We start from the raw sequence: 24,095 nt of genomic DNA on the forward strand, positions 1-24,095 counted from the left end.
ATCGCCGTGCGGACCGGCGCTACCGCAGCCACCGGGCGGCAGCGATGGCCCGCTGGTGCTTGACAGCGACCCACGTCGAGTCGGCTCGTGCCACGAATTCGCCGGTGGAGTCGACCATCGCCGCCGAGGTCTCGAACCGTCTTCCCCGCTCCTCGCGCGTCCAGCTGTGGACGACGAGGTGCTCGCCCACCCGGGGCCGCCTTTCGACCCGTGCGGTCATCGTGCCGAGCAGGCAGAGTGTGCCGGTCGCCAGCGCCCGGGCCGGATAGCTCGGGCAGTCGAGCGCACCCCAGACCGCGGCGTACTGGGCCAGGCCCGCGTGCGAGAAGCGCACGTCGACGGTCCATGGCGCGGCGAGCCGATGGGCGTCGGCCGGCGCCGGACCGGGGGTGACATGCATGCCGTCCACCCTCTCGGGCCCGCAGACGACGCAGTCGGCGAGCGGATGCCGGACGCCGGCGAGTGGATACCGCGAACGTGCGAGCAGCGCGTCGGCAAAGGATGGGGCCGCCGGGACGACTCCCTCCGAGAGCCGGCCGGGGTATGCCTGCGCCACGGCACGACCCTTGTCAGCGACGACCGCGCCGCCATCTGCGTCGTCCCGGACTTCGAGACGCCGTCCGACCGGGATGGGTCGTCGAAGGACGACGGTCACGGTGTCGGAGTCGACATGCTGCGCGATGTACCCGGCGGCGAACCCGCCGTTGGCAGATCGACGTGGCCCGTTGAGCTCGCGGTCGATGAGCAACTCGCCGATGCGGTCACCTTCGCCGGTGACCGCCCTCAGCCGGGCGGGAGAGGTCGGTGCGGCGTCGGCGGCCGAAGCGGTCGTGTGTGAGTGTGAGGCCGAAGCGAATGTGGACATATCGCCGAGTACACCCGTCCTGGCCACGCCTTCGCGTCGCCCGGAGTCGCCATTCGGTGCGTGGCCGGATCCGGCCACGCACTCCGGGAGTCAGGCGGCGGAAGTGCCTCAGAGCACGCCGATGTCGCGCGCGAACCCGCGCACACGGTCGGCCATCGCGGCGGGCACTTCGGCGACGGCGAAGTGCCCGCCCTCGTCGAGGCGTTCGAACGTGCGCAGATCGCGGTAGAAGCGCCGCGCGAGCGACTCGGGGTAGTCGCCCTCGTGCCGCTGGATGTGAACGGATGCCGGCACCTCGACCGGCGGCATCTCGTCGGGCTGGTCCGCCCCCTCGTAGTAGGGGCGGAAGGACGTGCCGATGCTCTGGGTGGTCCAGTAGACCATCGCCTCGGTGAGGATCCGGTCTCGCGAGATGCGTCGCTCGACCTCTCGCGGGTCGCCCTCGGGGGTGTCGCTCCACTCGACCAGCTTCTCGGTCAGCCAGGCGAGCAAACCCGCCGGTGAGTCGTTCAGCGCTGCCGCGAGGGTGTCGGGGCGCGTGGCCTGCACATGCCCGTAGGCGCCGTTCGCACCGCCCCACTGCTCGAGCCTCGTGAAGAACGCCACTTCGTCGGGCGCCGTGAGCTCTGCGCGCTCCGCCATCGACGGAAAGTGGGAATGGGTCGCGATGATCCCTGCCACCGCATCGCCGTAGGTGCCGGCGATCAGATCGTTGACGTTCGCAGAGACGTCTTCACCGTAGGTCAGATACCGGTCGTAGCCGAGCACCTGCGTCATCAGGGTGTGCATGGTGACGGCGAGGCGAACCTCGGAGACGGGACCGTCGGCATAGGGGCTCGAAAAGGCGAAGCCGGGGAAGCTCGGCACCACGACGTGGAAGTCCGGAAGCAGGTCGGCGAAGTCCAGCTGCAGTGCGAAGGTGTGCGGCCAGCCGTGCATCACGAGGAGCGCGGGCGCGTCGATGTCATCGGACCGCAGATGGGCGAAATGCACGGTGCTGTCACCGATGTCGGCGAGGAACTGCGGGTGCTTGTTGAGCCAGCGCTCGCGTGAACGCCAATCCCACGCACGCCAGTCGGCGACGAGCTCGGCGAGATACTCGGCGGTCATCCCGGCGCTCGGGCGCCGGGGCGAGTCCGGCAGCGGTCGGAAGCGGTCGAGCCGATCGTGGAGGTCGGCGAGGTCAGCGTCGGTGACGTTGACGGCGAAGGGCCGGATGCTCATTCCGGCAGACTACGGACTCCGTCCGACATCCCCGGCGCGCACGGCGGCCATCAGCGCCTTGGTGCGCGCGAAGGTGGGAACCATGATGTTCGCGAGCCCCGACACAGTGGTGGAGGTGCGCGCGTCGTGACGGCTCACGGCGGTCACACCGTGGTCGCCGCCCGCCATCGTGAGGTCTTCGCCGTCGAGCCACACCCCGCGGCCGTACGCCAGCCCGTCCCCCGCGTCGGCGGTCACCGGCTCGATCTGCAGGTCCACGAGGGCGGGCGCGATCACCCGCCCGCTCAGCAGCGCCCGCCAGAAGCGGTGGAGGTCGCCGACCGTCGAATACGCCCCGCCGTCCCCCGAGCCGAGGACGGGAAGTTCGAAGACGTTCGTCCGGCCGTCGTCCTTGTAGCCGGTCGCCGTGCCCTGGGGCAGCAGATCCGAACGGGCGAAACCGGATGCCGCCATCCCTGCCGGCGCGAACACGCGCCGCGCGACCAGGTCGGCGAAGGGGGTCTTCGCCACGCGTTCGGCGATGATCGCCAGCACCACGTAGCCGCCGTTGCAGTAAGAGAACCGCTCGCCCGCGGCGAACTTGGTCGGGAAGCTGTCGAGCAGCGGCAGGTACGCCGGCGTCGAATCGAGCTGCTGCACCGGAACCGAAAGCGGAGCCAGGCCGTCGATCTCCTCGTCGAGGTAGTCGCCGATGCCGGACGTATGGGTCAGCAGGTGGTCGATCGTGACATCCGCCGCGATGAGCGGCAGGTCGTCGCCGAGGATCTCTCGTGCGGTGGTGTCGAGCGCCAGCGCGCCGTCACCCACGAGCGACAGGACGGTGGTCGCCGTGAAGGTCTTCGTGCCGCTGGCCAGTCCGAACCGGGTCTCCGGTGTGTTCGCCACGCCCGCCGTGCGATCGGCGAGGCCGAGCGCCCACTCACCGAGCACCTCGTCGCCGCGGCGCACGCTGACGACGCCGCAGTAGTCGTCGAGATCGGGGCTGAGGGTGTCCATGCCTCGAACTGTAGCGGGTGGGATCAGGCGCTCTTGCGCTTCTCGCGCAGCACGAGCGTCGGCGGCGCGCCCTCGTCGACGGCGGCGCGCGTGACGATGACCTTGTCGACGTCGTCGGTCGACGGGATCTCGAACATGATCGGCCCGAGGACGTCCTCGAGGATCGCACGGAGACCGCGCGCGCCGGTCTTGCGGGCGACCGCCAGATCGGCGATCGCCTCGAGCGCTTCGCGGTCGAACTCGAGGGTGACTCCGTCGAGCTCGAACATGCGGTGGTATTGCTTCACCAGTGCGTTCTTCGGCTCGGTGAGGATCTCCATGAGAGCCTCGCGGTCGAGCGGAGAGACCGAGGCGACGACGGGGAGGCGGCCGATGAACTCGGGGATCAGGCCGAACTTGTGGAGATCTTCGGGCTGAACGTCGCCGAACAGGTTGAGGTCTTCGTCCTTGCGGTGCAGCGACGCCCCGAAACCGACACCGTGCTTGCCGACCCGCGACGAGATGATGTCTTCGAGCCCGGCGAACGCTCCTGCCACGATGAACAGCACGTTCGTCGTGTCGATCTGGATGAACTCCTGATGCGGGTGCTTGCGGCCGCCCTGCGGCGGCACGGAGGCCACGGTGCCCTCGAGGATCTTCAGGAGGGCCTGCTGCACTCCTTCACCGGACACATCGCGCGTGATCGACGGGTTCTCCGCCTTCCGGGCGATCTTGTCGACTTCGTCGATGTAGATGATGCCGGTCTCTGCGCGCTTCGTGTCGAAGTCGGCGGCCTGCAGGAGCTTCAGGAGGATGTTCTCGACGTCTTCGCCGACGTAGCCGGCTTCTGTCAGGGCCGTGGCGTCCGCCACCGCGAACGGCACGTTGAGTCGCTTGGCGAGCGTCTGTGCCAGGTAGGTCTTGCCGCAACCGGTAGGGCCGAGCAGCAGGATGTTGCTCTTGGCGATCTCGATCTCGTCGGCGCGCTGCTCGGCCGACTGGATGGTGCCGTGCGCGCGGACACGCTTGTAGTGGTTGTACACCGCGACCGACAGTGCGCGCTTCGCGTCGGTCTGACCGACGACGTACTCCTCGAGGAAGGCGAAGATCTCGCGCGGCTTGGGCAGATCGAAGTCGGCGACCACGCCCGAGGACGACTCGGCCATGCGCTCTTCGATGATCTCGTTGCACAGCTCGACGCACTCATCGCAGATGTAGACGCCGGGGCCGGCGATCAGCTGCTGGACCTGCTTCTGGCTCTTGCCGCAGAAGGAGCACTTGAACAGGTCGGCGCTCTCACCGATGCGTGCCATTCCGCTCCTCCTCGTGACATCAGGGGGACGAGCCCCCAGCTGTTCTCCGAGCCTAATAGCTGACGCCGACAAGCGGCGGCATTGCGACGCACGTTGTGGACGACCGCGGTTCGCCGTGAGCGGAACGCCGCCGCACACGACGGCGCCCCGCCAGCCCGAGGATCGGGAAGCGGGGCGCCGGGATCGCAGCGGTCGCCGGTGCTACTTGGTGAGCGCCTGCTGGCCGCGCTTGCGCGTGGTGAGCACCTGGTCGACGAGGCCGTACGCCACGCTCTCCTCCGCCGAGAGGATCTTGTCGCGGTCGATGTCCTTGTTGACCTCTTCGACGCTCTTGTTCGAGTGCTTCGCAAGGGTCTGCTCGAGCCAGGTCCGCATGCGGAGGATCTCCTGCGCCTGGATCTCGATGTCGGACGCCTGCCCGTGACCCGCCTCGCCCATGGCAGGCTGGTGGATCAGGATGCGGGCGTTCGGCAGCGCGAGACGCTTGCCGGGGGCGCCGGCGGCGAGCAGCACGGCGGCCGCCGAGGCCGCCTGGCCGAGGACGACCGTCTGGATCTGCGGCGACACGTACTGCATGGTGTCGTAGATCGCCGTCATCGCCGTGAACGAGCCACCCGGCGAGTTGATGTACATGATGATGTCGCGGTCGGGGTCCTGGCTCTCCAGCACGAGCAGCTGCGCCATGACGTCGTCCGCCGAGGCGTCGTCGACCTGGACGCCCAGGAAGATGACGCGGTCTTCGAACAGCTTGTTGTACGGGTCCTGACGCTTGTAGCCGTAGGCCGTGCGCTCCTCGAACTGCGGGAGGATGTAGCGGCTGCCGGGCATCTGCAGCGCCTGGGGCGCCGCCTGACCGAAGGTGGGGGTCTGCATTCCGGGTTCTCTCTCTTTCGCCTTCGGCCTCAGCTGTCGGTGGCGGTGCCGCCGCCGCCGATGACGTCCGTCGCGGACTCGCGGATGTGGTCGACGAAGCCGTACTCCAGGGCCTCCTCGGCACCGAACCAGCGGTCGCGGTCGCCGTCGGCGTTGATCTGCTCGACGCTCTTGCCGGTCTGCTTCGCGGTGATCTCGGCGAGGCGCTTCTTCATGTCGAGGATGAGCTGCGCCTGCGTCTGGATGTCGCTCGCGGTGCCGCCGAAGCCGCCGTGCGGCTGGTGGAGCAGGACGCGGGCGTTGGGCGTGATGTACCGCTTGCCCTTCGTGCCGGCGGTCAGCAGCAGCTGGCCCATCGACGCGGCCATGCCGATGCCGACGGTGACGATGTCGTTCGGCACGAACTGCATCGTGTCGTAGATCGCCATGCCGGCCGTGATCGAGCCGCCGGGCGAGTTGATGTAGAGGTAGATGTCCTTCTCGGAGTCCTCGGCGGCGAGAAGCAGGATCTTCGCGCAGATCTCGTTGGCGTTCTCGTCACGCACCTCCGACCCCAGCCAGATGATGCGGTCCTTCAGCAGCCTGTCGAAGACGCTGGTCGCGACAAGTGGTTCGGCCATGTGTACTCCTGTTTCCTTGGGTCGCCATCGAATCTACCGGCGCACCGCGAACGACCCGCCCGTGTTCGCCCTGGGCAGATCGGCCCGGAGACGGAAGAGGACGGATGCCGCGGCATCCGTCCTCTTCTCCTCGTCGGTCACCGCGAGAAGCGGGCCGAACAGAACATCACTCGGCGTCGGCGGCCTTCTTGGCCGAAGGCTTCTTCGCGGGAGCCTTCTTGGCGGGAGCCTTCTTCTCGGCCGGAGCCTCGTCCGCGTCGGCGGCCGCTGCCTTCTTGGCCGCGGGCTTGCGCGCGGGCGCCTTCTTCGCGGGCTTCTCGGCCTCTTCGGCCTCGATCACGGCGTCGGCGTCGGCCGCGGCGTCCGCGATCTCCTCCGCCTCCTCGACGACCTCTTCCTCGTCGTCCGTGGCCACGAAGCCGCTCAGGTCGACCGGGTCGCCGTTGGTGTCGACGACGGTGACCTTGCCGAGGGCGACGGCGAGCGCCTTGTTGCGGGCGACCTCGCCGATCATGGCGGGGAGCTGGTTGCTCTCCTGCAGCGCGTTCACGAACTCCTGGGGCGCCATGCCGTACTGGGCGGCGGACTGCACGAGGTACTGCGTGAGCTCGTCCTGCGAGACCTGCACGTTGACCGTCTCGGCGATCTTGTCGAGCAGCATCTGCGTCTTGAACTGCTTCTCGCTGGCCTCGGCCACCTCGGCGCGGTGGACGTCGTCCTCGAGGCGGCCTTCGCCTTCGAGGTGGTTGTGCACCTCGTCCTCGATGAGCTGCGGCGGCACGGGGATCTCGACCTGCTCGAGGAGCGTCTCGATGAGCTTGTCGCGCGCGGCGGAGCCCTGCGTGAACGCGCCCTGCTGGCCGACGCGCTCCTTGAGGCTGTCGCGCAGCTCGCCGATGGTGTCGAACTCGCTCGCGATCTGCGCGAAGTCGTCGTCGGCCTCGGGCAGCTCGCGCTCCTTGACGGCCTTGACGGTGACAGAGACCTCGGCCTCTTCGCCGGCGTGGTCGCCGCCGACCAGCTTCGAGCGGAACGTGGTGTCCTCGCCGGCCGTGAGCGAGTCGATGGCCTCGTCGATGCCCTCGAGCAGCTCGCCCGAGCCGACCTCGTACGACACGCCGTCGGCGCGGTCGATCTCGGTGCCGTCGATCGTCGCGACCAGGTCGAGCTCGACGAAGTCGCCGCTCGCCGCCGGACGGTCGACCGTCACCAGCGTGCCGAAGCGGCCGCGCAGGCGGTCGAGCTCGGCGTCGATGGCAGCCTCGTCGACCTCGACGGCCTCGACCTCGACGGTCGTGCCCTCGAAGGCGGGCAGGTCGAACTCGGGACGCACGTCGACCTCGACCTCGACCTCGAGGTCGCCCGAGAAGTCCTTCTCGTCCGGCCACTCGGTGACCTCGGCCGACGGACGACCGAGGACGCGCAGCTCGTTGGCGGCGACGGCCTCGCGGTAGAACGTGTCGAGGCCCTCGCTGACGGCGTGCTCGAGCACCGCGACGCGGCCGATGCGCTGGTCGATGATCGGCGCGGGCACCTTGCCCTTGCGGAAGCCGGGGATCTGCACGTCCTGCGCGATGTGCTCGTACGCGTGCTTGATCGACGGCTTGAGCTCGTCGGGGCTGACCGTGATGTGGAGCTTCACCCGGGTCGGGCTGAGCTTCTCGACGGTGCTGTTCACCATGCCTGTTACTTCTCCTCTATCGGACCGCGCGAGGACGCGGCGGTACAAGGTCTGGGTTCGGAATTCTGAGGGCCGTGACGTCGGGGCGACAGGATTTGAACCTGCGGCCTCCCGCTCCCAAAGCGGGCGCTCTACCAAGCTGAGCTACGCCCCGGGCGGGTCCGCACACGTACGTGCGCGCATTTCGGCCCCGAGAAGTCTAGCCGACCGGCCAGGAACCTATCTCCGCGCCGTCACGGAGGGCCGACGGGCAGGCGGCGCGCGGGCGGTTCGGAACGGGACGACCGGCGCGATGTACTACGATTGACCGGTGCCCGTCCGCGGGCGCTCGGGGATGTAGCTCAATGGTAGAGCCTCAGTCTTCCAAACTGATGGTGCGGGTTCGATTCCCGTCATCCCCTCCACCACCTCCGCATGGCACCTCGGTGACGCACACACCGCGCCGTGCACTTCCCTGCTCCCGATCGCGGTGAGCACCTCCGATCCCCCACGGAGATCCTGGGCCCACGCTCCCGGACGCGCCGCGACCGATACGCGGCTCCGGGCGACGCCGCGCCTAGCCTGGGCCGGTGACCACGATCGTCGCACCCCCGCCGCCCGCACCCCCGCGCACCGCTCCCCCGGCGGCGGCGCCACGGGCCCAGGGCCGGCCGATGCGATTCCCGGATGCCTCGTCCCGGGCGATGATGACGCGTCGCGGCTGGTGGCTGATCCTGCTGAACTTCGTCCTCCCCGGCTCGGCACAGGTGCTCGCGGGCGACCGCCGGCTCGGCCGGGTCGGACTCGTGTCGACCGTGGTGATGTGGACTCTCGTGCTCCTGACGGGCCTGGCCGCTCTGCTCGCGCGACCCATGTTCCTGGCGGTCGCGACGAGCCCGCTGGCGCTGCTCCTCGCGCAGGGCCTTCTCATCGCGTACGCCGTGCTGTGGGTGGTGCTCACCCTGGACACGCTTCGTCTCGTCCGGCTGGTGAAGACCGGAACCCGCGCGCGCTTCGCGATCGCCGCGGCATCCGTCACCCTCCTCATCGTCGCGAGCGGCACCGCCGTGCAGGCCGCGGGCATGGCGGGCACGACGCGCGACACGTTCGGCGCCATCTTCGGCGGGAGCGGCCCGACGATCGAGCCGTCCGAGGGGTACTACAACGTGCTGCTGCTGGGCGCCGATCACGTCCCGAGCAACGACTCCAAGAGGTTCGACAGCATCTCGGTCGTCTCGATCAACGCCGAGACCGGCGCCACCACGATCACGGGATTCCCCCGTGACATGCCGGGCTTCCCCTTCTCCGAGGGACCCATGCAGGACCGGTACCCGGATGGCCACGAGGGCCGCGCCGACCCCGCCTGCGGCTGGGGCAGCGGCATCAACCAGCTGAACACCGAGGTGGAGGTCTGCGAGGACGGGGCGCTGCTCTATCCCGACGCCGTTGCGGACGGCTCGGCACCGGGCATCGAGGCCACCAAGGACGCGGTGGAGGGCATCCTCGGAATCAAGGTGCCGTACTACGTGACGATCGACATGTACGCGTTCGAGGAGCTCATCGACGCGCTGGGCGGAGTCGAGATCACCGTAAAGGAGCGCATCCCGGTCGGCGGTCCGGGCTACACCGGCCAGCCGCTGGAGGAATGGGTGCAAGGCTGGATCGAGCCGGGCACCCAGCGCATGGACGGCTTCACGGCGCAGTGGTACGCGCGGTCCCGCCACACCACCAGCGACTTCGACCGCATGCGGCGTCAGCGCGAGCTGCAGCAGGCGATCCTCGCCCAGTTCACGCCGCAGGTCGTCCTCACGCGGTTCGAGGAGGTGGCCGATGCCGGTGTCGACCTCGTCAGCACCGACGTGCCGCAGTCGTTCGTCCCGACGCTCCTCGACCTCGCGCTGAAGGCCAGGGAGCAGGAGGTGACGACGATCGAGCTGACACCGGACGGCGGCATCGACGAGCACAACCCCGACTGGGCGTACATCCAGCAGCTGGTGGACTCGACGCTGCATCCGCCGACGCCGACGTCCGCCGGGTGACGGAGTGAGGACGTGGCGGCGGTGGCACCGGTGCATGCCGAGCGACCCCTGTTGCGCGTGCCGGTCCGGAGGGCAGACTGGGGACCGATCGATCCGTGCCCTTCAGGAGTCGCGATGAGCCGCCCGAACGCCTCGCCGGAACCGAGTGCGAGCCGGAAGCTGCCGCGCCGTCCGGCGTCGAGCCTGACCGAGAAGTGGACCCGCATCGACGACGTCGACGTGTTCTACCGCGAGTCCCCCCGCCCGGCGCGCGACCCCCGCGTCATGGCCCACGTGCACGGCTTCGGGCTGTCGGGGCGCTACCTGCTGCCCACCGCCGAGAAGCTGGCGGACGACTTCCACACCTTCGTGCCGGATCTGCCGGGATTCGGGCGCAGCGGCAAGCGCCGCGACATGCTGGACATTCCCGACCTGGCGCGCGCCGCGGTCGACTTCCTCGACGACCGCGGGGTCGAGAAGGCGACGCTCGTCGGTAACTCGATGGGATGCCCGGTCATCATCGAGACCGCGCACACCTATCCCGAGCGCATCGACCGCGCCGTTCTCGTGTCGCCGGCAGGCGGCGTGTTCAACCAGCCCTTGCGCCGCGCGATCCGGCAGCTGTCCGTCGATGCGCCGCGCGAGCCGACGCGCATGGCGCGCGTCGCCGTGCCGGACTACGTGCGGTTCGGCGTGCCGAGCACGATGCGGATGTTCCGGTCCCTCACGCAGTATCCGTCGCTGCAGCGACTTCTCGAGCTCCACATCCCGACCCTCGTGGTGCTGGGCGAACGCGATCCGCTGCTCCCGCACGCCCACCGCGTCGACGAGATCGCCAGTCAGACCGACAGTCACGTGCTCGTCGTGCTGCTCGAAGGGGCTGCGCACGCCATCAACTTCAGCCACCCCGGCCAGCTCGCCCACGTCATCCGGCTCTTCATGGACGACAAGCCGATCGAGAACGACCCGTCCGCGCCGGGTCACGTGCGCCTGTACGAGGTGCACCGCGGCAGGCACCACCCGCCGCCGCAGGCCTGATCGCCGCGCAACGGCGGCGCGGCGGGCGGCGGCGGTCTCCTCCCGCTCAGCCGGCGGGCGTCGCGTCGAGGTGCTCCTGGATATGGGTCAGGTAGTGCTCGGCGTTGCGCAGCAGTCCTGCCTGCTCCTCGGCGCTCAGCTCCCGGCGGACCTTGGCGGGGACGCCCGCCACCAGCGACCCGTCCGGGATCTCCGACCCCTCGAGCACCACCGCACCCCCGGCGACGAGGCATCCGGATCCGATCCTCGCTCCGTTGAGCACGACCGCGCCCATGCCGATGAGCGACCCGTCGCCGATGGTGCATCCGTGCACGACGGCGTTGTGGCCGACCGACACATCCTCGCCGATGGTCACGGGTCTGCCGGCGTCGACGTGGACCGACACGTTGTCCTGCAGGTTGCTGCGGGCGCCGACCGTGATGGTGTCTCCGTCGGCGCGGAGCACCGCGTTGTACCAGACGCTCGCGCCCGGCCCGAGAGTCACACCCCCGACGACGCGCGCGCCGGCGGCGACGAACGACGTCGGATCGAGCTGGGGCGTCCTGCCCGCTGCGCTGAGGACCGAGGCTCCGGGTGCGACCGTCATGACCCGACTCTATTCGCCAGCGCCGCCTGGATCGCCTCGGTGTACCAGGGCGCCAGCGTGTCGGCGAACGTCACGGTGAGGTGGTCCTGGTCGCGGTAGACGTTCGCGCCGCCGACGACGGGCGCGCACGTGTCGGTGCCGCAGAACACGTCGGTGAAGTCGAGGAGGGTGACGGAGTCGGCACCGGATGCCGCGTCCCGCAGCGGATCCTCCGCCACCAGCACGTCCGACCGCGCGCCGTCGCAGTCGGCGGCGTCGCGCGTGCGCAGGCACTTGTTGGGGTCGGTCTCCCAGACGGGGTTGTCGACGACGGTGATCACGGGGATGCCGCGGTCGGTCACCGTGCTCCAGGCGTCGCGGTACCCGGCGACGGCCGCGTCGTGGGCCGAGTCGTATCCGGCCGACGAGTAGGGCGTGGTGGCGATCGCCGCGGTGAACACCGCGTCGAGGTCGGCGTCGTCGATGGCGCGCTGCACGCGCTCCCGCCACTCGGTGCAGGCGGCCCCGAAGGCACCCGGGGTCGACAGCGGTGTCGCGTTCCACGGGCAGGCGCCCTTGAACCACGTCACCAGGTGCCAGCCGTTCTCGTCGGCCATCCGCTGGAAGGTGGGCAGGAGCTGGAACGCGTGGCTGTCGCCGATGAGCGCGACGCGAGGAGCGTCCGCATCGTCGGACCCGAAGTTGCAGGAGACCGGCCGCGAGTCGGTGAGCTGCACGAAGCACTGCGAGTCCTCAGGGCGATCGATCCCCGCGAATCCCGGCGCGGGCAGGATCGTGTCGCCGAAGTCCACGTCGGCGCAGGACGGATCGAGAACGGATGCCGCGCCGAAGCAGTCGGGCGGATCCTGCTGCAGCTGCGCGATGTCGCGCGTGCCCTGGTTGTACAGCGGCGCATTCACGAACCAGGCCGCTGCCGCGACCAGGGCGACCACGACCATGGCGGCGAGCGAGGACCACAGCGTCACGCGCGCCGGACGCTTGGTGAGCACCTTCCAGCCGCGCACCGGGTCTTCGACGAACCGCTTCGTGAGCCACGCGAGCACGAAGCACAGCGCGAGCAGGGCGACCCGGTGGTAGATCGTGAGCCCCCAGAACGGCACCGAGGGCGCGATGATGATGAGCGGCCAGTGCCACAGGTAGAGCGAGTACGAGATGTCGCCGACGAACTGCGCGGGGCGGATGGCCAGGATGCGGGTCGGATACCACCAGCGCTCGGCGTTCGAGGCGGCGATGACCGCGGCCGCGCCGAGGGTGGGCAGCGCCGCCATGTAGCCCGGGAACGGCGTCTGCGCGTCGAACGTGAAGGTGACGTAGACGAGGAGGAGGATGCCGCCCCAGCCGAGGACGAAGCTCCCGAGGGCGTGGCGGACGCCGAGCATCGGCACGAGGGCGATCATCGCTCCTACGCCGAACTGCCACATCCGGCCGAACGTGACGAAGTACGCGGGTGCGGGGTTCGTGATGGTGAACACGACGCAGAAGGCGAACGACACCACCGTCACGACGCCGAGGGCGGCCAGGATCGCGCGTCGGCGCGCTCCCCGGAACCACTTCACCCCGACCCACGCGGCGAGCAGCATGATGAGCGGCCACATGACGTAGAACTGCTCTTCCAGCGACAGCGACCAGTAGTGCTGGACCGTCGTCGGCGAGCCGCCGTGGTTCAGGTAGTCGGCCGAGTTGAGCGCGAGGTACCAGTTCTCGACGTAGAACGTCGACGCCAGGATCTCGCGCACCTCGTTCGGCAGCGCGGAGGTCGGCATGAGGTACGGCGACATCACGACGAGCGCGCAGAAGACCAGGACGAGGAGGGATGCCGGCAGCAGGCGTCGGGCGCGCCGCGCCCAGAACTGGCCCAGTCTGACGGTGCCCGTCGCCGTCAGCTCGCGCATCAGATGGGCCGTGATGAGGAACCCCGAGATGACGAAGAAGATGTCGACGCCGATGTAGCCGCCCGGGACGCGCCCCGGCCAGAAGTGATACAGCACCACGCAGAGCACGGCGATCGCGCGCAGGCCCTGGACATGGGGAAGGAAGCGCGACGGCTCAGCGTGCTCGGGTGAGCGGTCGCGGGGCTCGCGGGTCACGGTCTTGGCGGGATCGCCCAGATGCTGCGGTCCGAGGTCGTGATCGGCGGAAGGCACCTATCGACGTTAGCCGCTGTGGCTGGGCAAGCCCGCACCGACCCCGCCGAGTCCCGGTTTAGCCCAGCCTTCTCTTGCTTGCGGAATGCCTGCTGGTGAGTAGCGTTGCAGTCACTGGAGGACGATCGCCGAGCTGAGCGACCCTCCGCACGATGGAGGCGAGAGAGATGACGAACACCCAGACCACCCCCGCAACCGCAGCGAACCCCGACGTCGCCGCAGCGACGGCGCAGTTCCTCACCCCCGTCGTCCTGGGCCTTCAGGCCCTGGCCGTGAACGGCAAGCAGGCGCACTGGAACGTGCGCGGCGCGAACTTCATCGCGATCCACGAGCTCCTCGACTCGGTGGTGGCTCACGCGCAGGACGGCGCCGACCAGGCCGCCGAGCGCATCGTGGCCCTGGGTCTCCCGGTCGACGCCCGCGTGAGCACCGTCGCACAGAAGACGGCGACCGCCGTCCCCGCCGGGTTCACACAGTGGGATGCCCTCATCCGAAACGTGATCTCCGACATGGACACCGTGATCGCCGACGTCCAGGCAGCGATCGACGGCCTCGACGAGTTCGACCTCACCAGCCAGGACATCGCCATCGGCATCAAGGAGTCGCTCGAGAAGGACCGCTGGTTCCTCTTCGCGCACCTCGCCGAGTGATCCCAGACAATCCACACGAAGACCCCCGGTGATCCGGGGGTCTTCGTCGTCTCAGGGGTGCTGCAGAAAGGCGAGCACCGCGAGCACGCGCCGGTGCTCGGTGCCGGACTCCTCCAGCCCGAGCTTCGCGAAGATGGCGCTGATGTTCTTCTCGACCGCGCCGACGCCGATGAACAGGCGCTCGGCGATGCTCGCGTTGCTGCGGCCCTCGGCCATCAGCGTCAGCACGTCACGCTCGCGCGGCGTGAGGGTGGACAGCGGATCCGGCCGCGCCGACAGCAGGCCCTGCACCACGAGCGGATCGAGCACCGTGCCACGCTCGCGGACGCGGCGCACGGCATCCGTGAACTCGTCCAGCGAGGTGACGCGGTCCTTGAGCAGATAGCCGACGCCGCCCTCGCCGCCGGCGAGGAGCTCGCGGGCATACACGCCCTCGACGTACTGGCTGAGCACGAGGATGCCGACGGGCGGCAGGGCCGCCCGCACCGCCAGTGCGGCGCGGATGCCCTCGTCGCGGAACGCCGGTGGGAGACGCACATCGAGGATGGCGACATCGGCGCGCGCCTCGCGTACGCGGTCGACGACGTCGTCGGCGTCTCCCCAGGCGCCGGCGGTCACATATCCGGCCTCGTCGAACAGCCGGACGAGACCCTCGCGCAGGAGGACGGAATCCTCGAACAGAACGACACGGAGCGGTGCGGGATCGGACGCGGCGGTCATCCCCTCAGGATAGGGATCGGTCACAGCGTCGCTCCGAGCGGGATGTGCGCGCCGACCGACGTCGGCCCGCCGGCGGGGCTCGTCACGACGAGGACGCCGCGAAGACCCGCCACGCGCTGCTGCAGACCCTCCAGGCCGTGGCCTGAGGTGACCGCCGCACCGCCACGGCCGTTGTCGACGACCCACACGTCGAGGTGGGTCGGCGTGTCGGCGGCCGTCCGTCGAAGAGCGACGCGCAGCGTGACGCCCGTCGCTCCGGAGTGCTTGACCACGTTGGTCATGAGCTCCGCGACGATGAAGTAGACCGTTCGCGCGACCTCCTGGCTCACGGCTCGATCGATGGCCGGGTCGACGTCCACCTGCACCCGCAGCGGCGATCCGGTCGCGAGTGCACCGAGCGCCGCGGAAAGGCCGCGGTCCTGCAGCAGTGGCGGCGCGACGCCGCTCGAGAGGGCGCGCAGCTCATCGAGCGCCGCCTTCGCATGGCCGCGGGCGTCGCGCGCGAGCTCGGCCGCAGCATCGGCGTCGCCCGACGCCGCGCGCCGCTCGAGGGCTGCGAGGTCCATCTGCAGTCGCACGAGACGCTGCTGCGGTCCGTCGTGGATGTCGCGCTCCAGTCGGCGCAGCGCGACGTCTTCGGCGTGGACGGCGGCGCCGCGCGCCGCCGCCTCGGCGCGGACCTCGGCCGCCAGCTCGTCAGAGCTCCATCGTCCGAGCATGCCCTGCGCGACGGCGTGGTGCCCTCGCGCGAGCCCGCCGAGCACCCACGGCATCGTGAAGGTGAACAGGATGCCGGCGACGAGGTAGAGCACGACCTCCACCGCCCAGCCCGACCAGCCGCCGAAGAGCCACGGCAGCGCATCGTCGACGTAGTGCCCCCACGCCCCGCCATCGCCGCGCGGCAGGAAGACGCCCCAGAACCAATACGTCAGTCCGCCGACGCCGACGCTGAGCCATACAACGGTCAGCACGAACGAGATGGTGCTGATGATCGGGCTCACGATCATGCCGTGAACGAGGTACACCCAATAGTGGGCGTTGCGGATCGGGCGGGTCAGCGTCTTCCAGAAGCCCGTTGAATCGGGAGTGTCGCGGTTCCACTCCGGCTCCGCGATGTCGGGGAGTCCCGTCAACAGCAGCAGGAACCGGTCGGCGACGCCGAAGCCCCGCGCGATCAGCAGCGTCAGCACCACGAGCGGCAGGCCGATGAAGATGATCAGCAGTCCGACCCCGGTCCAGAACAGCGACGCCAGCAGGCTCACCGAGATCATCGCGAGCACGAAGACCGCGAGCAGGTACAGCGCGCTTCCCGGAGTGCGCACCCAGGCGCGTCCGTAGGACTCCCAGAACCCGGCGCCCGCCGGTCGGGCCGCGATCGGCTGCAGCGGTGCCGGTTCAGTGGTGGCGGTCATGGGCGTCTCCCTCGGATGTCATGATCCCAGCCTCGCGGCGCCGCCGGGGGCGCGGCATCCCATCCCCTCCCCAACCGCTACGGGGGCAGGCCCCCGCACGAGGCGCGCGCCTATGCGACGTGGGTCAGCCGCCCGGCGAGGAGCGTCGCGCGCACGCGCATGCCCCGGAGCGCCTTCTCATCAGCCGTCAGCGGGTCGTGCTCGCAGACGACGAGATCGGCCACGTCGCCCGGCTCGATCCTCGCGGGCTCCGCCGACCCGCCTCGCGTCGAAGCCCCGAGGGCCGTCGCTGCATCGATGCGCTGCTGCGGCTGCCACGGCTCCCGTCCGTCGCGCGTGCGGAACACCGACGACGCCATCGCCGCCCACGGGTCCAGGGGCGCGACGGGGGCGTCCGAGCCGAGCAGAAGGTTCGCCCCGGTGTCGTCGAGGGCGCGCAGCGGGTACGGCTGCGCGGTCTGTCCGGCCCACACGGTATCGGTCAGATCGCGATCGTCGAGGGCGTGCTCGGGCTGCACGCTCGCGCCGACGCCGAGACGCGCGAACCGCGGGATGTCGGCGTGCGCCACCAGCTGCGCGTGCTCGATCGTTCCCCACGCGCCGGTCGCGGCGAACGCGTCGAGGGCGTGCGAATTCGCGACATCTCCGATCGCGTGGATCGCCGAGGCGATGCCCGCTGCGGTCGCGCGGCTCATCAGGTCGACCAGCGTCGCGAGGTCGACGGTCAGGAGCCCGTAGTTGTGCGGGTCGCCGGGGTACGCCTGCGAGGTGGCGGCGGTGCGGGTGCCGAGGGAGCCGTCGGTGATCACCTTGAGAGGTCCGACGCGGATGAGATCGGATGCCGCGCCCCGCGCGACGTCGCCGGTCTGCAGTCCTTCGGCGATGGCCCGGTCGACGAACTGCGGGTAGATGCCGAACGACACCCGCAGCGCATCGAACCCGGCGTCGAGGCGGCGCACCCAGGCGTCCTCGTTCCACGACATGTCGAGGTCTACGAGGCCGACCACGCCCCGGGCGGCGGCATCCTGCGCCATTCGCGCGACGAGCGGGTCCGACACCGCCGCGTCGACGGCGTTCAGACGCCGCGAGATCTCGAACGCCGGCTCCTCGCGCAGCAGGCCGGTCGCGTCGGGTTCGAAGCCCTCGCGACGCAGCGCGGCGGAATTGAGCCACACGCTGTGGACGTCGGCGTTGATGAGGTAGGTGGGAACCTCGCCCGTGGCGGCGTCGAGCACCGCGAGGGCGGGCGCATCCGGCCAGAACGCATCGCGGAACCCCGCGCCGACCCGTCGACCGTCGGCGAGCACCGGGGCGTCGGCCGTGAGCGACGCGGCCTCCGTCGCGGTCGCCGCGGCGCCGAGCGCGACGCGCTGGGCCGACAGCGCCCACTGGACGGTGTGCACGTGATGGTCCCACAGGCCCGGGATCACCCATCCGCCCTCGGCGTCCAGCACCCGGCCGCGGCGCGGGAGCGCGCCCGCCGGGGCTATGTCGACGACCAGGCCGTCGGCGAGGTGCACGTCCACGGGTTCCGGGCCGAACGGGTCGGTGCGCTCGAAACCAGTCAGGCGGGCGTTCGCGATGACGTCGGGCGCGTCGCCGCGCGCCGCCGTCACCGCGCCGCCTTCCGCGTCTCAAGATCGCGGCGCATCTCGCCCGGCAGGCGCGGGTCGGCGTACGCGCTCGCGCCCGCTTCGAGCTCGACGATCACGGTCTCGACGACCTCGTCCGGCTTGTTCTGGCTGAGCTTGCGCTTGCCGACCACCTTCGTCGGCGTCAGCCGGAAGCCGACCGTGCCGCGCTCGAGACGCCGCACGAAGTCGGGATCGTTCGGCGGCTCCCACATCAGCCGCGGTTGCGGCATCCCGCTCTCGAATCGCGCAACCAGGCGCTCGAGCACCGCGAGGTTCTCCTCCGGGCTGAGGATCTCGGGCACGCCGCTCAGGTGTGCGGAGACGAAGTTCCACGTCGGCACGCTCTGCGTGTCGCCGTACCAGCCGGGCGAGATGTAGCCGTGCGGGCCCTGCACCACGACGAGGAGCTCACGCTCGCCCAGCCCGTGGATGAGGTCGTCGGGCTTGCCGACGTGACCGACGATCGTGAGGTCGTCACGGTCCGCATCGAGCAGCACGGCGTAGTGGGACGCGACGAGCCCGGCGTCCGACGAACTGACGATGGTCACCCACGGGTTCTGCTCGATGAGGCGACGGATCTCGCCCACATCCGCCATGGCGAAGCTCGGGTTCTGACGCATGCGACCCAGCCTAGGGTCGCGCCGATCTCCCTTTCGAATCGCGCACTTCGCGGCTTTGCACCTCGGATTCCCGCAAAGTGCGCGACTCGAAACCTGGAGGTCAGGCCTGGCAGCTGGGGCACCAGTACAGCTTGCGCGTGGCAACCTCTTCGACCACGATCTCCGTCCCGCAGACGCGGCACGGCAAGCCCGCACGGTGGTAGACCCAATGGCGGTCGTCACGGCTGGCCATGGCCTTGCGGTATGCCTCGGGGTCGAGGTCGTCCATCGTCATCATCTGGCCGGTCTCGACACCGATCGACAGCAGCCCGACCCAGTCCCGCCAGATGTCGCGGACGACCTCCTCGCGGACCTCCCGCCCGGGCGTGTGCGGGTTCTGACGCGCCCGGAACAGCAGTTCGGCACGGTAGACGTTGCCGATCCCGCTGACGACGGTCTGGTCCATCAGCAGCAGCCCGATCGGGGTCGGCTTGCGCCGCACGACGGCCGTGAACCGCTCTTCCCCCTCGGCGACGTCGTCCACGAGCGGGTCGGGACCGAGCTTGGCGATGGTCGCGGCGACCTCGTCGGCCGTCTGCAGCTCGCACGCGGTGGGACCCCGCAGATCGGCGCACGTCACCTCGGTCAGCAGCCGCAGGCGCACCTGGCCCACGACCGGCGGCGGCCACTGCTCACCGTCGTCGGCGAGTCCGGTCGTCTGCTCCGACATGCGCACGTGCACCCGGGTGCGACGAGGGGCGCCGATCGAGGTGAGCGAGTTCTCCCCTGCCGAATCGAGGATCGGCTCGGGCAGGTCGGTGCCCCGCTGGTTGGTCTGGCCCATGCGCCCGTTGGCGGACGCGATGGTGGGATCGACGACAATCTCGCCCGCGAAGTCCCACGCGCCGTACATGCCGAGGTGCACGCGGAGCCACAGGTCGTCGTCGAACTCGAGGAACATCTGCTTGCCCACCGCCCGAACGGCCGTCGCGGTACGTCCGCTGATCACCGCCGCGCCCTCGGCGAAGCGCCCCTGCGGGCTCGACGCCGAGACGAGGCGGCCGACGACGTTGCGGTCGAACTGGCGGGCGATGCGGTGGACGGAATGGCCCTCGGGCATCGACTCAGCCGGCTTCGGGGTCGAACGTGCTGTCGTCGGCGGCGAGGACGTCCGGCCGGCCCTCAGCCGGGTCCTGAGCCTGTCGAGGGGTGACGCGCGGGTCGGGCTCGAGCGAGCCGTCCTGCTCGTACGCGGCGAGCTGCGCGATGCGGCGGGCGTGACGCTCCTCGCCCGAGAACGGCGTGGCGATGAAGCGGTCGATGAACGTGGTGGCCTCGTCGAACGTGTGCTGGCGTGCGCCGATCGCGATGACGTTCGCGTCGTTGTGCTCCCGTGCGAGCTCGGCGGTGGCGATGCTCCACGCGAGGGCGGCGCGCACGCCGACGACCTTGTTGGCGGCGATCTGCTCGCCGTTGCCGGACCCGCCGAAGACGACCCCGAGCGTCTCGATGCCGGCCGCCTGGTCGCGGACGACCGCCTGGGCGGCACGGATGCAGAAGGCCGGGTAGTCGTCGAGCGGGTCGTACTCGATCGGGCCGTGGTCGACGACCTCGTGACCCGCGGCGGCGAGATGGTGCTGCAGCTGCGTCGAGAACTCGAGGCCGGCGTGATCGGTCGCGATGTGGATGCGCATGGGGTCAATCCTAGGGAGGCGCGGAGGCAGTGGGACCACGGATGCCGCGACCGCCGGCGGTGCCGCGACGCCGGGGTGGGCGCCGCTCAGGGGGGCGCCGTTCAGGGGGCGCCGCTCAGGGAGCGATGCCGGCGGCGGCCGGCTTGAAGCCCGCGCGCACGTTCTCGCAGCAGCCCGGGCGGCAGACGTCGAACCACGGTCCGAGATCCGTCCGGTGCGGACGCTCCGCGGCGGGAGTTCCGTTCAGCCGCTCCTCGACGAGGTCGATCAGACCAGAGACGAAGACGGGGTCGACACCGGGCGTGGGCGTGCGCACCGCGCGGATGCCCGCCTCGGCGGCGGCATCCATCGCCTCCGTGTCGAGGTCCCACAGCACCTCCATGTGGTCGCTCATGAAGCCGAGGGGAACGATCGCGACCGCCTGCACGCCCGCCGCCGGCAGCTCGGCGATCACGTCGTTGACATCGGGCTCCAGCCAGGGCTGCGAGGGCGGCCCCGAACGGGACTGGTAGACGAGGTCCCACGCGACCTGCTCGGCGCCGGGCACCTCGGCCGCGACGGCGGCCATGACCACCTCGGCGACGGCGAGGTGCTGTGCGGCGTACGCGCCGCCCTCACCGAGGTCGCGGTGCAGCTCGTCGCCCTCGCGCGGACCGGAGCGCTCGGCATCCGCGGTCGGGATGCTGTGCGTCGAGAACAGCACCCGGATGCCCTCCGGAGCGATGCCGTCGGCGAGGAAGCCCGCCACGGCATCGCGGACGCCGTCGACGAAGGGCTGGACGAATCCGGGGTGGTCGAAGAACTGGCGCACCTTGTCGATGGTGACCGTGCCGGCCAGACCGGTCTCGCTCAGCACGCGCGCGAAGTCCTCGCGGTACTGACGGCAGCTCGAGAACGAGGAGTACGCGCTGGTCGCGAGGCCCAGGAGTCGCGTGTCACCGGCAGCCGCGGCATCCGACACCGCCTCGTCGAGGTAGGGCGCCCAGTTGCGGTTGCCCCAGTACACCGGCAGATCGATCCCGCGGCGTGCGAGCTCCGCCTCCAGTGCGGTCTTGAGCGCGCGGTTCTGCGCGTTGATGGGGCTCACGCCGCCGAAGTGGCGGTAGTGGTGCGCGACCTCTTCGAGGCGCTCGTCGGGGATCCCGCGCCCGCGTGTGACGTTGCGCAGGAACGGGATGACATCGTCCTGACCCTCGGGACCGCCGAAGCCGGCGAGCAGGAGACCGTCGTAGGCGACGGGCTGCTCCACGTGGGGCGAACCCGAGGCGGCGGCGGGTGAGGCGAACGGGACGTGCTGCTCGGGGGAGGTCACCCCTCCATCCTGACACCGCCGGCGCCAGGTTTCTGCCACCGGATCGGTCGTTCCGGAGGGTGGCTGGCATAGGCTGGGACGGTTGTCACCGGTGCCAGCAGCGCTGGTGGCGGCCGCCGGATCGAGGGTCCGCCCGACGGGCCATCGACATCCTCAGCCATCCTCACCCACAGGAGCCAAAGCAGTGCCTGGAGAGAACCTCACCCGCATCGAGGCGCAGGAGCGCCGCGCGATCGTCGACACCCAGTCGTACGACGTCGCGCTGGACCTCACGAAGGGGGGCGAGGTCTTCGGATCCCGCTCCGTCGTCCGCTTCACCGCGACGCCCGGTGCCGCGACGTTCATCGACCTCATCGCCCGCGAGGTGCGCGAGATCACCCTCAACGGCCGGTCGATCGACCCCGCCGCCGCCTTCGCCGACTCGCGCATCGCGCTGGACGACCTCGCGGCCGAGAACGAGCTCGTGATCGACGCCGACTGCCTCTACACCAACACCGGTGAGGGCCTGCACCGCTTCGTCGACCCCGTCGACGGCGAGGTGTACCTCTACTCGCAGTTCGAGGTGCCGGACTCCCGCCGCATGTACGCGGTGTTCGAGCAGCCCGATCTGAAGGCGACGTTCGCCTTCACCGTGACGGCGCCCGAACCGTGGAAGGTCGTCTCCAACTCCCCCACGCCCGAGCCGAAGAAACATGGCGACGGCACCGCGACCTGGCGCTTCGAGCCGACCCCGCGCATCTCGTCGTACATCACGGCGCTCATCGCGGGCCCCTACGAGGCGACGTTCTCCGAGCTGACCAGCTCATCGGGCCGCGTGATCCCGCTGGGCGTGTACGGCCGCAAGAGCCTGTGGCAGTACCTCGACGCCGACTACATCTTCGACAAGACGCGGCAGGGCTTCTCGTACTTCGAGGAGAAGTTCGACTACGCGTACCCGTTCGCCAAGTACGACCAGCTCTTCGTGCCGGAGTTCAACGCGGGTGCGATGGAGAACGCCGGAGCGGTCACCTTCACCGAGACGTACGTGTTCCGCTCGAAGGTGACGGATGCCGTCAAGGAGCGTCGCGTCGTCACGATCCTGCACGAGCTCGCCCACATGTGGTTCGGCGACCTCGTCACGATGAAGTGGTGGAACGACCTGTGGCTCAACGAGTCGTTCGCCGAGTGGGCGTCGACCATCGCCACCGCCGAAGCGACCGAGTGGACGGAGGCGTGGACCACCTTCAACGCCATGGAGAAGACCTGGGCCTACCGCCAGGACCAGCTCCCCTCGACGCACCCCGTCGTCGCGCAGATCAATGATCTGGAGGACGTGCAGGTCAACTTCGACGGCATCACCTACGCCAAGGGCGGCTCGGTGCTCAAGCAGCTGGCCGCGTGGGTCGGCATCGAGGCCTTCTTCGCGGGCGTCGCCGCCTACTTCAAGAAGCACGAGTGGTCGAACACCGAGCTGTCGGACCTGCTCTCCGAGCTCGAGGTCACCAGCGGCCGTGAACTGTCCACGTGGTCGAAGAAGTGGCTCGAGACCGCCGGGGTCAACACGCTCTCGCCCGAGATCGTGACCGATGTCGACGGCGTCATCACTCGCTTCGCGATCGTGCAGACCGCGCCGGCCGACTACCCCACGATCCGCCCGCACCGCCTGGGTGTCGGCTTCTACGAGCTCGAGGGCGACGCGCTGGTGCGTGTGCACCACGTCGAGCTCGACGTCGACGGCGATCTCACCGAGGTCCCCGAGCTCAAGGGGCGCAAGCGCCCGGCTCTGGTGCTGCTGAACGACGAGGACCTGGCGTACGCGAAGATCCGCCTCGACGACAAGTCGCTGCAGACCGCGATCGATCACCTCGCCAAGATCAGCGACCCGCTCGCACGGTCGCTGGTGTGGGGTGCCGCGTGGGACCAGACGCGCGATGCCGAGGCATCCGCGTCGGACTACGTCGACCTCGTGCTGCGCAACATCGGCGCCGAGACCGAGTCGACCACCGTTCGCACGACGCTCGCGCAGCTGCTGCTCGCCGCCAACTCCTATGTGGCGCCCGAGAAGCGCGACCTGACGCGTCAGAAGGTCGCCGACGCGCTGTGGGAGCTCGCGCAGGGCGCCGAGGCCGGCAGCGACAGCCAGCTGCAGTTCGTCACGGCGTTCGCCTCGGCGGCGGCCACCCCTGGACAGTGGGACAAGGTGCGCCAGGTGCGCGACGGCGAGGTGGCGTTCGCCGACCTCGCGATCGACACCGATCTGTCGTGGCAGCTGCTCGTCTCTCTCGCCGCCGGCGGTGCCGTCACCGCTGCCGACATCGATGAGGCCCTTGCCGCCGACAACACCGCCAAGGGCGGCGAATTCGCCGCGCAGGCCAAGGCTGCGCTGCCGTCGGCCGAGGCCAAGGCGGCCGCGTGGTCGTCGCTCGTCGACAGCGACGACCAGCCGAACACGATCGTGCGCGCCGCCGCGGCGGGCTTCACGCACCCCGCCGGCCGCGATCTGCTGGAGGGCTTCGTCGGGCGCTACTTCGAGGCGCTGCTGCCAATCTGGGACTCGCGCACGTACCAGATCGCGCAGTACCTGATCGTGGGTCTGTACCCGGCCCCGCTCGCGAACGTCGCGCTCCGCGACGCCACGCGCGCGTGGCTCGAGGCTCACGCCGACGCCGCGCCGGCGCTCCGCCGTCTCGTGGCGGAGAACCTCGCCGGCGTCGAGCGCGCACTGTCGGTGCAGGACCGCGACGCGCAGTAACCGCAACACGGATGCCCCGGCCCCGCT

General features: G+C 70.0%; 21 protein-coding genes and 2 tRNA genes. 6 read left to right on the top strand and 17 right to left on the bottom strand.

Annotation, left to right across the window (positions count from 1 at the left end; genetic code table 11):
* Nucleotides 1-19 precede the first annotated feature (19 nt).
* Nucleotides 20-400 (bottom strand): hotdog family protein, encoded by a 381-nt coding sequence (locus tag IM770_RS02815; RefSeq protein WP_203579587.1) that lies wholly within the window; start codon nt 398-400, stop codon nt 20-22.
* Between IM770_RS02815 and IM770_RS02820 the strand changes: the two genes are divergently transcribed.
* A complete protein-coding gene (locus tag IM770_RS02820; protein WP_203579588.1) occupies nt 395-838 on the top strand; it encodes a hypothetical protein in 444 nt (147 codons plus the stop codon). The two genes, IM770_RS02815 and IM770_RS02820, sit on opposite strands and share 6 nt — an antisense overlap.
* 135 nt (nt 839-973) lie before the next feature.
* Here IM770_RS02820 and IM770_RS02825 read toward each other — a convergent pair whose 3' ends face one another.
* The 7 genes from IM770_RS02825 to IM770_RS02855 all read right to left on the bottom strand — a co-directional run bounded on the left by IM770_RS02825 (nt 974) and on the right by IM770_RS02855 (nt 7,705).
* Nucleotides 974-2,089, bottom strand: coding sequence for an epoxide hydrolase family protein (locus tag IM770_RS02825; RefSeq protein ID WP_203579589.1), 1,116 nt, complete (start codon nt 2,087-2,089; stop codon nt 974-976).
* A 9-nt stretch (nt 2,090-2,098) separates the two neighbouring features.
* On the bottom strand, nt 2,099-3,085 hold the full coding sequence (locus tag IM770_RS02830) for a serine hydrolase domain-containing protein (protein WP_203579590.1): 987 nt from the start codon (nt 3,083-3,085) through the stop codon (nt 2,099-2,101).
* Nucleotides 3,086-3,108: 23 nt separating this feature from the next.
* Nucleotides 3,109-4,377: an ATP-dependent Clp protease ATP-binding subunit ClpX gene (gene clpX, locus IM770_RS02835; RefSeq protein WP_116193219.1), complete on the bottom strand. Its 1,269-nt coding sequence runs from the start codon at nt 4,375-4,377 to the stop codon at nt 3,109-3,111.
* A gap of 201 nt (nt 4,378-4,578) precedes the next feature.
* Entirely contained in the window at nt 4,579-5,250 is a 672-nt protein-coding gene (locus IM770_RS02840; RefSeq protein WP_203579591.1) for an ATP-dependent Clp protease proteolytic subunit, read from the bottom strand.
* Between the two features lie 29 nt (nt 5,251-5,279).
* A complete protein-coding gene (locus tag IM770_RS02845; protein WP_109211173.1) occupies nt 5,280-5,870 on the bottom strand; it encodes an ATP-dependent Clp protease proteolytic subunit in 591 nt (196 codons plus the stop codon).
* Between the two features lie 166 nt (nt 5,871-6,036).
* Nucleotides 6,037-7,548 (bottom strand): trigger factor, encoded by a 1,512-nt coding sequence (gene tig, locus IM770_RS02850; protein ID WP_203579876.1) that lies wholly within the window; start codon nt 7,546-7,548, stop codon nt 6,037-6,039.
* 83 nt (nt 7,549-7,631) lie between these two features.
* Nucleotides 7,632-7,705 (bottom strand) — tRNA-Pro (locus IM770_RS02855).
* A 176-nt stretch (nt 7,706-7,881) separates the two neighbouring features.
* Between IM770_RS02855 and IM770_RS02860 the strand changes: the two genes are divergently transcribed.
* From IM770_RS02860 to IM770_RS02870, 3 genes are all read left to right on the top strand, one after another.
* A tRNA-Gly gene (locus tag IM770_RS02860) sits at nt 7,882-7,955 on the top strand.
* Between the two features lie 249 nt (nt 7,956-8,204).
* The gene (locus IM770_RS02865; RefSeq protein WP_239065733.1) at nt 8,205-9,569 is read left to right on the top strand and encodes an LCP family protein; all 1,365 of its coding nucleotides are present in this window, start codon (nt 8,205-8,207) and stop codon (nt 9,567-9,569) included.
* Nucleotides 9,570-9,683: 114 nt separating this feature from the next.
* A complete protein-coding gene (locus tag IM770_RS02870) occupies nt 9,684-10,586 on the top strand; it encodes an alpha/beta fold hydrolase (RefSeq protein ID WP_203579592.1) in 903 nt (300 codons plus the stop codon).
* 46 nt (nt 10,587-10,632) lie between these two features.
* On the opposite strand, the gene IM770_RS02875 is transcribed toward IM770_RS02870, so the two are convergent.
* Entirely contained in the window at nt 10,633-11,172 is a 540-nt protein-coding gene (locus tag IM770_RS02875; protein WP_203579593.1) for a gamma carbonic anhydrase family protein, read from the bottom strand.
* Nucleotides 11,169-13,316, bottom strand: a complete 2,148-nt coding sequence (locus IM770_RS02880; RefSeq protein ID WP_203579594.1) for an acyltransferase family protein — start codon at nt 13,314-13,316, stop codon at nt 11,169-11,171. The genes IM770_RS02875 and IM770_RS02880 overlap by 4 nt, the downstream gene beginning before the upstream one ends.
* Before the next feature lie 167 nt (nt 13,317-13,483).
* Here IM770_RS02880 and IM770_RS02885 point away from each other — a divergent pair, with 167 nt between their 5' ends.
* Complete coding sequence (locus tag IM770_RS02885; RefSeq protein WP_203579595.1) at nt 13,484-13,966, top strand: Dps family protein; 483 nt, start codon at nt 13,484-13,486, stop codon at nt 13,964-13,966.
* A 51-nt stretch (nt 13,967-14,017) separates the two neighbouring features.
* Here the strand turns inward: IM770_RS02885 and IM770_RS02890 are convergent, their stop codons facing one another.
* The 7 genes from IM770_RS02890 to IM770_RS02920 form a co-directional block, all read right to left on the bottom strand.
* A complete protein-coding gene (locus tag IM770_RS02890; RefSeq protein ID WP_203579596.1) occupies nt 14,018-14,686 on the bottom strand; it encodes a response regulator transcription factor in 669 nt (222 codons plus the stop codon).
* A 20-nt stretch (nt 14,687-14,706) separates the two neighbouring features.
* Nucleotides 14,707-16,098, bottom strand: coding sequence for a sensor histidine kinase (locus IM770_RS02895; RefSeq protein WP_203579597.1), 1,392 nt, complete (start codon nt 16,096-16,098; stop codon nt 14,707-14,709).
* Between the two features lie 110 nt (nt 16,099-16,208).
* On the bottom strand, nt 16,209-17,714 hold the full coding sequence (locus IM770_RS02900; protein ID WP_203579598.1) for an amidohydrolase: 1,506 nt from the start codon (nt 17,712-17,714) through the stop codon (nt 16,209-16,211).
* Nucleotides 17,711-18,352, bottom strand: coding sequence for an FMN-binding negative transcriptional regulator (locus tag IM770_RS02905; protein ID WP_203579599.1), 642 nt, complete (start codon nt 18,350-18,352; stop codon nt 17,711-17,713). Before IM770_RS02905 ends, IM770_RS02900 begins: the two co-directional genes overlap by 4 nt.
* 100 nt (nt 18,353-18,452) lie before the next feature.
* Entirely contained in the window at nt 18,453-19,451 is a 999-nt protein-coding gene (locus IM770_RS02910) for an Fpg/Nei family DNA glycosylase (RefSeq protein ID WP_203579600.1), read from the bottom strand.
* Nucleotides 19,452-19,455: 4 nt separating this feature from the next.
* Nucleotides 19,456-20,025 (bottom strand): ribose-5-phosphate isomerase, encoded by a 570-nt coding sequence (locus IM770_RS02915; RefSeq protein WP_203579601.1) that lies wholly within the window; start codon nt 20,023-20,025, stop codon nt 19,456-19,458.
* Between the two features lie 115 nt (nt 20,026-20,140).
* Nucleotides 20,141-21,337 (bottom strand): ferrochelatase, encoded by a 1,197-nt coding sequence (locus tag IM770_RS02920; protein WP_203579602.1) that lies wholly within the window; start codon nt 21,335-21,337, stop codon nt 20,141-20,143.
* 184 nt (nt 21,338-21,521) lie between these two features.
* Here IM770_RS02920 and pepN point away from each other — a divergent pair, with 184 nt between their 5' ends.
* Nucleotides 21,522-24,068 (top strand): aminopeptidase N, encoded by a 2,547-nt coding sequence (gene pepN / locus IM770_RS02925; RefSeq protein ID WP_203579603.1) that lies wholly within the window; start codon nt 21,522-21,524, stop codon nt 24,066-24,068.
* Nucleotides 24,069-24,095 lie beyond the last annotated feature (27 nt).

Source organism: Microbacterium hibisci (genome assembly GCF_015278255.1).
Lineage (GTDB): Bacteria > Actinomycetota > Actinomycetes > Actinomycetales > Microbacteriaceae > Microbacterium > Microbacterium hibisci.